The organism is Pseudocitrobacter sp. CD920760 (genome assembly GCF_057782505.1).
On the sequence record NZ_CM173490.1, the window covers coordinates 3,173,665 to 3,184,885 of the forward strand.

General features: G+C 54.5%; 12 protein-coding genes. 6 read left to right on the plus strand and 6 right to left on the minus strand.

Going from position 1 to position 11,221, the window contains the following annotated elements:
• Nucleotides 1–35: 35 nt before the first annotated feature.
• The 5 genes from AC1MKH_RS14905 to cmoB are packed head-to-tail and all read left to right on the plus strand — an operon-like array spanning nucleotide 36 to nucleotide 3,613.
• Nucleotides 36–602, plus strand: coding sequence for a hydrolase (locus AC1MKH_RS14905; RefSeq protein WP_276219891.1), 567 nt, complete (start codon nucleotides 36–38; stop codon nucleotides 600–602).
• On the plus strand, nucleotides 599–1,417 hold the full coding sequence (locus AC1MKH_RS14910; RefSeq protein WP_276219890.1) for a DUF72 domain-containing protein: 819 nt from the start codon (nucleotides 599–601) through the stop codon (nucleotides 1,415–1,417). Before AC1MKH_RS14905 ends, AC1MKH_RS14910 begins: the two co-directional genes overlap by 4 nt.
• Before the next feature lie 52 nt (nucleotides 1,418–1,469).
• The gene (locus AC1MKH_RS14915) at nucleotides 1,470–1,865 is read left to right on the plus strand and encodes an MAPEG family protein (protein WP_113857109.1); all 396 of its coding nucleotides are present in this window, start codon (nucleotides 1,470–1,472) and stop codon (nucleotides 1,863–1,865) included.
• 39 nt (nucleotides 1,866–1,904) lie between these two features.
• The gene (gene cmoA / locus AC1MKH_RS14920; protein WP_253898542.1) at nucleotides 1,905–2,648 is read left to right on the plus strand and encodes a carboxy-S-adenosyl-L-methionine synthase CmoA; all 744 of its coding nucleotides are present in this window, start codon (nucleotides 1,905–1,907) and stop codon (nucleotides 2,646–2,648) included.
• Entirely contained in the window at nucleotides 2,645–3,613 is a 969-nt protein-coding gene (gene cmoB, locus AC1MKH_RS14925) for a tRNA 5-methoxyuridine(34)/uridine 5-oxyacetic acid(34) synthase CmoB (RefSeq protein ID WP_276219889.1), read from the plus strand. Before cmoA ends, cmoB begins: the two co-directional genes overlap by 4 nt.
• 94 nt (nucleotides 3,614–3,707) lie before the next feature.
• Here the strand turns inward: cmoB and AC1MKH_RS14930 are convergent, their stop codons facing one another.
• The 4 genes from AC1MKH_RS14930 to AC1MKH_RS14945 all read right to left on the minus strand — a co-directional run bounded on the left by AC1MKH_RS14930 (nucleotide 3,708) and on the right by AC1MKH_RS14945 (nucleotide 6,383).
• Nucleotides 3,708–4,403: an RES family NAD+ phosphorylase gene (locus tag AC1MKH_RS14930; protein ID WP_276219888.1), complete on the minus strand. Its 696-nt coding sequence runs from the start codon at nucleotides 4,401–4,403 to the stop codon at nucleotides 3,708–3,710.
• Complete coding sequence (locus AC1MKH_RS14935) at nucleotides 4,400–4,801, minus strand: MbcA/ParS/Xre antitoxin family protein (RefSeq protein ID WP_231826998.1); 402 nt, start codon at nucleotides 4,799–4,801, stop codon at nucleotides 4,400–4,402. The genes AC1MKH_RS14930 and AC1MKH_RS14935 overlap by 4 nt, the downstream gene beginning before the upstream one ends.
• Nucleotides 4,802–4,997: 196 nt before the next feature.
• Nucleotides 4,998–5,741: a copper homeostasis protein CutC gene (gene cutC, locus AC1MKH_RS14940; RefSeq protein WP_276219887.1), complete on the minus strand. Its 744-nt coding sequence runs from the start codon at nucleotides 5,739–5,741 to the stop codon at nucleotides 4,998–5,000.
• A gap of 75 nt (nucleotides 5,742–5,816) precedes the next feature.
• Nucleotides 5,817–6,383 (minus strand): VOC family protein, encoded by a 567-nt coding sequence (locus AC1MKH_RS14945; protein ID WP_276219886.1) that lies wholly within the window; start codon nucleotides 6,381–6,383, stop codon nucleotides 5,817–5,819.
• Between the two features lie 232 nt (nucleotides 6,384–6,615).
• On the opposite strand from AC1MKH_RS14945, the gene argS reads away from it, so the two are divergent.
• Entirely contained in the window at nucleotides 6,616–8,349 is a 1,734-nt protein-coding gene (gene argS / locus AC1MKH_RS14950) for an arginine--tRNA ligase (RefSeq protein ID WP_276219885.1), read from the plus strand.
• A 94-nt stretch (nucleotides 8,350–8,443) separates the two neighbouring features.
• Here argS and bglB read toward each other — a convergent pair whose 3' ends face one another.
• Nucleotides 8,444–9,583 carry a beta-galactosidase BglB gene (gene bglB / locus AC1MKH_RS14955; protein WP_276220116.1) on the minus strand — a complete coding sequence of 380 codons (1,140 nt, stop codon included), beginning with the start codon at nucleotides 9,581–9,583 and terminating at the stop codon, nucleotides 8,444–8,446.
• Between the two features lie 5 nt (nucleotides 9,584–9,588).
• On the minus strand, nucleotides 9,589–11,172 hold the full coding sequence (locus AC1MKH_RS14960) for an MFS transporter (RefSeq protein ID WP_276219884.1): 1,584 nt from the start codon (nucleotides 11,170–11,172) through the stop codon (nucleotides 9,589–9,591).
• Nucleotides 11,173–11,221 lie beyond the last annotated feature (49 nt).

Here is an 11,221-nt window from a genome sequence, read left to right on the forward strand (position 1 = left end):
TATTGCTCTGTTTGCCTGTTTAGATGAGAAACGTGATGTTGAATATTGATGCGAAAAAGACCGCACTGGTGATTATTGACCTGCAGGAAGGCATTCTGCCCTTCGCCGGTGGCCCGCATACGGCGAGTGATGTGGTCACCCGCGCTGCCCACCTTGCAGACAAATGTCGTGCAGTGGGTGCTCCGGTGGTGATGGTGCGCGTGGGTTGGTCTGCGGATTTCGCCGAAGCGCTGAAACAGCCGGTTGATGCGCAGGCTGGCGCACACGCGTTGCCGGACAACTGGTGGACCTATCCGCAGGCGCTCGGCAAACAAGAGCACGATATTGAAGTCACTAAACGCCAGTGGGGCGCATTTTACGGCACCGACCTGGAGTTACAGCTGCGTCGTCGCGGCATCGACACCATTATCCTGTGCGGTATTTCCACCAACATTGGCGTGGAATCCACCGCGCGCAACGCCTGGGAACTGGGCTTTAATCTGATCATTGCTGAAGACGCGTGCAGCGCCGCCAGTACCGAGCAACACCAGGGCAGCATGACGCATATTTTCCCGCGCATCGCCCGCGTACGCAGCAGTGAGGAGATAGCTCAGGCGCTATGATTTACATCGGTCTGCCGCAGTGGTCACATCCCAAATGGGCGCGCCAGGGCATTAGCGGGCTGGAGGATTACGCCCGCTACTTTAACTGTGTAGAGGGGAATACCACGCTCTATGCTCTGCCGAAAGCGGAAATCGTCACCCGCTGGCGCGAGCAGACCGGCGATGATTTTCGCTTCTGTTTTAAATTCCCGGCGACCATTTCCCACGAAGCAAAACTTCGCCACTGCGATGACCTGACCACGGAATTTTTTCAGCGGATGTCGCCGCTGGAAGACAGGATTGGACAATACTGGCTCCAGTTGCCCGCCACCTTCGGCCCACAGGATCTTCCCGTTTTGTGGGCTTTCCTCGACGGCCTGCCGAAAAATTTCACCTATGGCATAGAAGTGCGCCATCCGCAGTTTTTCGATAAAGGTGAAGCCGAGCAGCAGCTGAATCGCGGGTTGATAGAACGCGGCGTCAATCGCACGATCCTCGACAGTCGCCCGGTGCATGCCGCCGTGCCGCACAGCGAGGCTATCGTTGACGCCCAGCGAAAGAAGCCAAAAGTGCCGGTTCACGCCATTGTTACCGCCAAAAATCCGATGGTCCGGTTTATCGGTAGTGATGATATGGCGCAGAATCAGGCATTTTTTGCCGCCTGGCTGAAGAAACTCCCCGAGTGGACCACCACCACCACACCGTATCTGTTTTTACATACGCCGGATATTGCACAGGCACTGGAGCTGGTTAACGCCCTCTGGCATAACCTGCAAATCGCACTGCCGGAAGTAGGTTCTGCGCCCGCGATCCCACAACAATCTTCTCTTTTTTGATATTCCTACCTATCATAGTGAATGCCATCTGCCAGCGAGAAAGGGAGTTTGTATGGTAAGTGCGCTTTATGCCGTACTGGCCGCACTGTTGTTGATCAAGTTTTCCTTCGACGTCGTTCGCCTGCGCATGCAATATCGCGTCGCCTACGGTGACGGCGGTTTTAGCGAACTGCAAAGCGCGATTCGTATTCACGGCAATGCGGTGGAATATATTCCCATCGGCGTCATTTTATTGCTGTTTATGGAAATGAACGGTGCGGAAACCTGGATGGTTCACCTGTGCGGCATTTTGCTGCTGGCAGGCCGTTTAATGCATTATTATGGTTTTCATCATCGCCTTTTCCGCTGGCGTCGCTCAGGCATGAGCGCGACCTACATTTCGCTTCTGCTCATGGTGCTGGCAAATCTGTGGTATCTGCCGTGGGAGTTGGTTTTCTCACTCCGTTAGCGCACAATACGCCGTTTTCGTTTTTTCGGATTTTACGTTATGTCTCACCGCGACACGCTTTTTTCTGCGCCAATTGCCCGTCTCGGCGACTGGACCTTTGATGAACGGGTAGCCGAAGTCTTCCCGGATATGATCCAACGTTCCGTCCCCGGCTACTCCAATATCATCTCGATGATCGGTATGCTGGCGGAACGTTTTGTCCAGCCTGCCACCCATGTCTACGATCTCGGCTGTTCGCTGGGTGCGGCAACGCTCTCCATTCGCCGTAATATCGCCCATGAGAGCAGCAAAATTATCGCGGTGGATAACTCCCCGGCGATGGTGGAACGCTGCCGTCGCCATATTGACGCCTATAAAGCGCCAACGCCGGTTGAGGTGATTGAGGGTGATATCCGCGATATCGAGATTGAGAACGCCTCGATGGTAGTCCTCAACTTTACCCTGCAATTTCTTGAGCCCGCTGAACGTCAGGCGCTGCTAAATAAAATCTATAAAGGGTTAAATCCCGGTGGCGCGCTGGTGTTGTCAGAAAAATTCAGCTTTGAAGACGCCACCGTCGGCGAACTGCTGTTTAACATGCATCACGACTTCAAGCGGGCCAACGGTTATAGCGAACTGGAGATCAGCCAGAAGCGCAGCATGCTGGAAAATGTGATGCTCACTGATTCTGTCGAAACCCATAAAGCGCGCCTGAGCCAGGCCGGGTTTGAGCATAGCGAACTGTGGTTCCAGTGCTTCAACTTCGGTTCACTGGTGGCACTGAAAGCAGGAGCGGCGGCATGATCGAGTTCGGCAATTTTTACCAGCTGATTGCAAAAAATCACCTCTCTCATTGGCTGGAAACCCTGCCCGCGCAAATCGCCACCTGGCAGCGCGATCAGCACGGGTTGTTTAAGCAGTGGTCCAACGCCGTTGAGTTCCTGCCGGAAATCACCCCGTGGAAACTGGACCTGCTGCACAGCGTGACCGCCGAGAGTGAAACGCCGCTCAGCGAAGGACAAATTAAACGCATTGATACGTTGATGCGCAATCTGATGCCATGGCGCAAAGGCCCCTACTCCCTTTATGGCGTGAATATTGATACCGAATGGCGCTCCGACTGGAAATGGGAACGCGTGCTGCCGCACCTGTCCGACCTGACCGGGCGCACTATTCTGGATGTCGGCTGCGGTAGCGGTTATCACATGTGGCGCATGATTGGCGCGGGCGCGCATCTGGCGGTGGGTATCGACCCCACGCAGTTGTTCCTGTGCCAGTTTGAAGCGGTGCGTAAATTGCTGGGGAATGACCAGCGCGCACACCTGCTGCCGCTCGGCATTGAACAGCTTCCAGCGCTGAAAGCCTTTGATACCGTGTTCTCAATGGGCGTGCTGTATCATCGCCGTTCGCCGCTGGAACACCTCTGGCAGTTGAAAGATCAACTGGTGAGCGAAGGCGAGCTGGTGCTGGAAACGTTGGTGGTTGAAGGTGACGAAAATACGGTGCTGGTGCCGGGCGATCGCTACGCGCAAATGCGTAATGTTTACTTTATCCCTTCCGCCCCGGCATTGAAAAACTGGCTGGAAAAGTGCGGCTTTGTTGATGTGCGTATTGTGGATATGTCTGTGACGTCCACCGACGAGCAGCGTCGCACCGAATGGATGGTCACCGAGTCACTGGCCGACTTCCTTGACCCGAACGACCCGACAAAAACGATTGAAGGTTACCCGGCTCCGCTGCGCGCAGTGTTGATTGCGAAAAAACCTTAACTCCTTCGCAACGCCTGATGCGCTTCGCTTATCAGGCCTACAAAGCACCGTAGGTCGGATAAGGCGAAGCCGCATCCGACAATTGCTCCCACCACTAATCCCCGTACAACCGGATGCTGAGAATGTTGGAAATCGATATGCCGTTCCAGTGATACTCCAGATGCTCCGCCTGAAGGATCTTCGTCACCAGACAAGGCCGATACAGCACATAACAGGTATGTCCGGCGTGGCGAACGGAACAATAGTGAATGCCGTCAACATGTTGTGCCTTTTGCTGCTGCGCAAACGCCTTCGACTGGCTGTAGTCAGTAGCATGATAAATCGAAGAAGAGAGGTAAGGTTCCTGCGTGATATCCACCAGCGTGGCATCAAACTCCGTATAGAGAACTCGCATCTGAACTTTCTGTGCCGGTTCGTTGGTGTAACCAAAAATACGCTCCTGATGGTACACCGTCTCTTTCACCGCCGTATCAAGCTGCGGCGCACAGTAATAACCGCCAAAATCGCCCGTCGTGAAACGTGCGCCCTCCGGGTTCACATGCGTAAAAGCCGCCATCACGTAGCTACAGCCATTAAGCCCGACAAGCCAGTCTTCTTTTGGCACTCTGGATAACGAACCCACTTGCTCCTGTAACCGCTCATTGGTGATGGCTTCGACTGCCCACACGGCTTCTAATTCATCGCTACTGGCGACATCTTCAAATAAATCGATAGTGGGATAGCGGCTGGGGATAATGCGATAAGCCGTTGCGCCTTTAAAGGCGGCGAGGATGGGCGCGTCATTAATCAAGCCATGCCTCCTCTCCACGCCTGAAGACGTGTGGCAACCTCGTAAAGGTCGGCAACCCGACCGCCGCTCATCACGTCCATTGCCGAGCGCCCGGCGAAGAAAGGATGATTATTCGGTTTGCGCACCCAGCCATAAATGCTGTCATCGGCGGTGAACAACACGCGCAGGCATTTATGAATGTTAAGGATGTAGCTCATCCGCTCGAGCGTATCCGCACTTAGACGGATACCGCCACTCACCTCTTTATACTTGTTCAATGTTGAACGCGAACTCACACCCAACAGTTTTAACTGTTCATCTGTGGTGCATTGCCATTTATCGAGAATACGGAAGACAACGGGCAGCGCCTTACTGGTATCTATCGCATTATTTTCATGCTGCTTGTTGACGATTGCCATCGTTCCCCCCTCGCCTGCGTGGCTTTAATGCATATTACATACATGAACAATGATAGTTCATTTATCCATTTATGTACACTGTCGAATAGTGCAGCGTTACACCGCCCGGGAGATAAAAAAAGGCCCCTGTTGAATTGGCAGGGGCCTGGTACAAGCAAACATCACATTGGGCGACATGATGCGCGGTAAAAATCGGTTATTCGGCGCGGCGCGCGATAATCGCCTTCATTTGCGCAACGGCGGTTGCGTCGACGGCATAGCGCGAGTATTCATCCGCGTCCGGGTCTGTTGACATGGAGAGCCCCGGATTACGGTAACGCATTGCCGACGGGATCCACTGCCCGGCAGAGCTGTGAACTTCCTTCACACCTGCCTCAAGAAACAGTTCAAGGTTGCTGGCCCTGACTCCTGCCCCCGCCATAATGATTGGAGCATCGGCACGGGCAATAAGTTCCCGAATTAATGAAAGACCTTTTTCCGCTGACGCTTTTTGCCCGGATGTCAGCACCCTTGCCACGCCCAGTTTTGCCAGCGTATCAAAGGCTTGCTGCGGATCCGCACACATATCAAAAGCACGATGAAAAGTCACCGCCAGCGGGCCCGCCGCCGCCATAATTTGCTGCATCCGCGCGTTATCGACGTTGCCAGCTTCATCCAGCATGCCGATTACCAGGCCGGGAAAACCCAGTTCGCGGACGGTGTGCACATCTTCAAGCATCGCCTGAAACTCACCGTCGGTGTAGCAAAAATCACCGCCGCGCGGGCGAATAATTGGATGTACCGGAATCGACACCTGCTCTCGCGTAGATTTCAACACACCATAAGAAGGCGTCAGCCCGCCCTCCAGCGGCGCGGCACATAATTCGATGCGATCGGCACCGTTTTTTTCTGCGCTCAGCGCGCATTCCATGCTGTAACAGCATATCTCCAGCACTGTCATTCGCTTCTCCATAACTCAAAACTGGGCGGATCATGCCACGGTTCGCGGCCGCAGACCCCGCGTCACTTCACATTGTTACACTGCCTGTTCGCTGGCAACGATCGCTTCAATCGTCCAGGGGTGAAATTTGATAGTCACTTTACCGTCGGTAACGGCCAGGGTCGGATTGGGCAGACGCTCCTTCTCCCCTTTCGGCGAACTGGTTTTGACAAAAATCCCCGGCTGGCTTAGCCCATCATCACTCAATAATGCCAGCGCGCGGGCATTTAAGGTCTCCGGCTCCCCAGGCAGCACGATTTCAATATGCTCCCAACCTTCGTGGGGATAGCGCTTTTCGCCCGGCCAGGGAAGCTCGACTACGCTGAACTGCCAGTGCGCCACGCAGACCGGCTCCCGCAGTTTAAACAGGCAGATGGGGCGGCCATTGATGATATTCTCTGAAAGTAGTTCACCGCACTGCTCCAGCCCGCGACGCCAGCGCTCAGCGGTGGCATTTTGATGACAGCGTAGCGATATATGGTCGGCATCGAGCGGGGCAATGTTTAAACCCAGACGAGTGGACAGTTCTGTTAACGCCTGAACGAAACGCGGGAGATCCGCAGAAATATCCTTCAGTTCTTCAATTGTCTGCCAGTTAGCCATTTTCCCACTCCCGTTTGTAATAAAGGCGCTAATCTACCCTGTTGTTCGCAGTGAACCAAGACCGTCGGCGACATGAGTGGTTATTCATTAATCGTGCAGGCGCATCTGGCGGTTTGTAACGCGTCCCTGATGCTGACGCCATCAGGCAAATGCAGTATACTCCCGCCTTAATTTATCCACACCCGACGCGGCTCTTAACGCGATGCCACGTCTTTCAATGTAAGGTATTTCGGTGAATATTCAGGCTCTTCTCTCAGAAAAGGTTAGCCAGGCCCTGATTGCGGCAGGCGCGCCTGCCGATTGCGAACCGCAGGTTCGTCAGTCAGCAAAAGTACAGTTCGGCGACTATCAGGCTAATGGCGTGATGGCGGTTGCGAAAAAACTGGGCATGGCGCCGCGACAACTGGCAGAGCAGGTCCTGTCTCACCTCGACCTTACCGGTGTCGCCTGCAAAGTTGAAATCGCAGGCCCGGGGTTTATCAATATCTTCCTCGACCCGGCATTCCTGGCTGAGCACGTCAATAACGCGCTGGCCTCCGATCGTCTGGGGATTACCCAGCCTGCACCGCAAACCATCGTGGTGGACTACTCTGCACCTAACGTCGCAAAAGAGATGCACGTGGGTCACCTGCGCTCCACCATCATTGGCGATGCCTCCGTGCGAACCCTGGAACTGCTGGGCCATAAAGTGATCCGCGCAAACCACGTCGGCGACTGGGGTACCCAGTTCGGCATGCTGATCGCGTGGCTGGAAAAACAGCAGCAGGAAAACGCCGGTGAAATGGAACTGGCTGACCTCGAAGGTTTCTATCGCGACGCCAAAAAACACTACGATGAAGACGAAGCGTTTGCCGAGCGCGCGCGTAGCTACGTGGTGAAACTGCAGGGCGGCGATGAATATTTCCGCGAGATGTGGCGCAAGCTGGTCGATATCACCATGACCCAGAACCAGATCACCTATAACCGTCTGAACGTCACCCTGACGCGCGACGACGTAATGGGTGAGAGCCTTTACAACCCGATGCTGCCGGGCGTTGTTGCCGATCTCAAAGCGAAAGGCATGGCTGTAGAGAGCGAAGGCGCAACCGTGGTGTTCCTTGACGAGTTCAAGAACAAAGAAGGTGAGCCTATGGGCGTCATCATCCAGAAAAAGGATGGCGGCTACCTCTACACCACCACCGATATCGCCTGCGCGAAATACCGTTATGAAACCCTGCATGCTGACCGCGTGCTGTACTACATCGACTCCCGTCAGCATCAGCACCTGATGCAGGCGTGGACCATCGTGCGCAAAGCCGGTTACGTGCCGGAATCCGTACCGCTGGAACACCACATGTTCGGTATGATGCTGGGCAAAGACGGCAAGCCGTTCAAAACCCGTGCAGGCGGTACTGTGAAGCTTGCTGATCTGCTGGACGAAGCGCTGGAACGCGCCCGTCGCCTGGTCGCCGAGAAGAACCCGGATATGCCAGCTGAAGAGCTGGAAAAACTGGCTAATGCGGTCGGTATCGGCGCGGTGAAATATGCGGATCTTTCTAAAAACCGTACCACCGATTATATCTTCGACTGGGACAACATGCTGGCGTTTGAAGGTAACACTGCACCGTATATGCAGTATGCCTACACCCGTGTGCTTTCCGTGTTCCGCAAAGCAGGTATCGAAGAGAGCGAACTGCTGAACGCAACGGTTGAGATTAAAGAAGATCGTGAAGCCCAGCTGGCTGCGCGCCTGCTGCAATTCGAAGAAACCCTGAACGTGGTCGCTCGCGAAGGCACGCCGCACGTGATGTGTGCCTACCTGTACGATCTGGCCGGTCTGTTCTCAGGCTTCTACGAGCACTGCCCGATCCTGAGCGCAGAAAGCGAATCTATTCGTAACAGCCGTCTGAAACTGGCGCTGCTGACGGCGAAAACGCTGAAAACCGGTCTGGATACCTTGGGTATTGAGACGGTAGAGCGGATGTAATAAAGAAACCCGGCTGATGCCGGGTTTTTTAATTGCAGCTATGGTGCGTATTCTGTAGGCCGGATAAGCGAAGCGCATCCGGCACGTTGCACCATCAAAAATACTTACGCAAATACTCCGTCAGACACAAAATCGCCATCGCCTGGCCGTAAGGCATAGAGGTCAGCGGGATCTCGCGATAAAAATCGAGATTCGAGCCCATCCCGGTGCCAAATGAGGTTTGCAGCAGTTCCCCTTCCGGCGAGATGTGTTTCACAATCCCTTTAATCGCCTTTTCCGCCACTTCCGCATACTCCGCCCCGACGTAGCGCTTACGCACGGCTTTGAGGATCCCGTAGGCAAATCCCGCTGTTGCAGAGGCTTCAAGGTAAGAGTTCGGATCGTCGAGCAACGTGTGCCACAGGCCGCTTTCATCCTGGCATTTCGCCAGCGCGGCAATCTGCGCGTTCAGTACCTGTACCAGATAACGACGCACGGCGTTGCTTTCCGGCAGATCCACCAGTTCCAGGAAGTCAGGGATCACAATCGTCAGCCAGCTATTGCCGCGCGCCCAGCGGGCGTTGGCGAAGTTATGCTGACCATCGTAGGTCCAGCCGTGAAACCAGAGACCGGTCTCCCGGTCCATCAGGTTCTGTACGTGCAGCAGGAACTGATATACCGCCTCTTCAACATATTCCGGGCGATTGAGCAATTTACCAATTTTCGCCAGCGGCAGTACGGTCATCATCAGCGTGTCATCCCACATCTGCTGATGGTTTTCCTCCGCCAGCGTGATGTGCTGCATGCCGCCGTGATTGGTGCGCGGCATTTCGTTCATCGCCCACTCAGCCCAGCTATCGAGCCACGGCAGATACGCGGCGTTACCCGTCTCTTCGTAGCGGTACGCCAGCGTCAGGAACGGCGCCATGGTGTTGACGTTTTTGGTGGTTGCCCCTTCAGCAAAGCGATCGGCGAACCAGTTGTCGATGATGTCGCGCATCGCCACATCGCCGGTCTGCTGGAAGTACTGGTGAATACCGTACAAGCCGACACCGTGCGTCCACTCCCAACCGGCCCAGCCTTTGGTATCAATCACGCGGCCATCGTCGAGGCGCAGCAGGAACTGACCGGTTTCATCCTTAATGTTGACCAGATTGTTGGTCACCGTCTGGATCAAACCCTTCAGCTCTTCCCGGGAGATAAAACGCTCCGGTTGACGTAATAACGCGCTGTGTTTTACCGGCCAAACTTTCATATCCATTAACCTCTGTGATAAGTCGAATTCAATGTGACACCCTGCTTAAGCGATGGCGCAGCAGGTTTGTTACGATTCAGATAACCAATATTGTTGTTGCCCCACAGGGATTCATATGGCATCCCTGCCAGCATTTCGACCGTGGCGCGGGCATCCGGGGTGATGCTTTCCGGCATCGCGCGGCCCGACTCACGCATCTTCGCGGTCTCTTCACGCAGGACACTGTGCGTTTTCAGATTCAGTTTGAAACGCAGGGAGACCAGGAAGCCGCAGGCCAGTACCAGAATGGTGCCGAAGCTTAAGATCATCAGGATGGTGTGGCTCACTTCCGGCGGCTGAACTTTCTGGCCAGAGACAAAACCCGACATCTGCATGATGATACCCACCATCATCACCGCACCCGCCTGAGACGCTTTACGCGTCAGGGTCATGATGCCCGCAAAGATACCTTCACGGCGCTGGCCGGTAATCACTTCATCGACGTCAGAAATGTAGGTATAGGTGTTCCACGGCACATAGTTGATACCACCGCGACCCAGACCGGCAATGGCTGAAATCAGCAACAACAGGGAATAAACGTCGCTCATGCCTGCGTAGTAAAGCATCGCGTAGGAGAGTGAACCGAGACCAAACAGCACCACCACCATGCGGTAAGATGGCGCGGGCCCGAAGCGGATGCACAGCGGGATCATCGCGATAACCGCAATGAACTGGAAGATAGCCATGGTACCCAGCAGATTAGAGGCCATAGAGGCTTCCTGCATCAGCACGAAGACCACATAGTAGGTGAACACCGCGTTAAAGACGTCCTGTGCAATATAGCCACCGAGATACATTCCCAGGTGCTGGCGGAAAATTTTAATCCGCAGCGTGGAGGTCAGCTCGGTAATCAAACGACTCATGCTCTGCGCAAATGTCAAGTGCTTTTTCTCTTCTTCCGCACGCAGCGCCGCTTCCGTCCACTCTTCACGCGGGCGCTCCCAGGTGTAGAACCAGACAAAGGTCAGCATCATCGCGCACAGCACCGAGAAGACCAGGCTTGCGTAGAAGAAGGAGATGGCGTTGTCTTTACCGAAGGTGGTCAACAGAATACCTGGCAGGAAAGAGGCCAGAATCGCCGACATCTGCGCCATAGAAATGCGCGCGCCGGAGAACTTGGTTTTCTGTTTGAAGTCGTCGGTCATTTCCGGCACCAGTGTTTCATACGGCACCAGAATCATGGTGTAGACGATATCGAAGATCAGATACGTCAGCAGGTAATACCAGAATCCCATGTCTCCGACCCACATGAAGGAGTAGCTGAAGACGCAGGGAATACCGAGCATAATAAAGAACTTACGGCGGCCAAAGCGTTTACCAAGCCAGGTCGAGCCAAAGTTATCGGTTAAGAAGCCCATCAGCGGGCTGACAACGGCATCAAGCACGCGTGCCGTCGCAAAAATGAACGTGGCTTCAATCGGCGTTAAGCCGCAGAAGGTAGTGTAGAAGTAGAGCAGCCAGGCTGCGGTTAACGCAGTAGTGCCTGCGCCGAGAAAATCCCCTGACCCGTAAGCAAGGTAATTAGCCAAACCTATTTTTCGTGTTTTCATCGCCGTGGATCCTGTGTTTTTTAAGGCCCCTCTCAGAAGACAAGAGAGG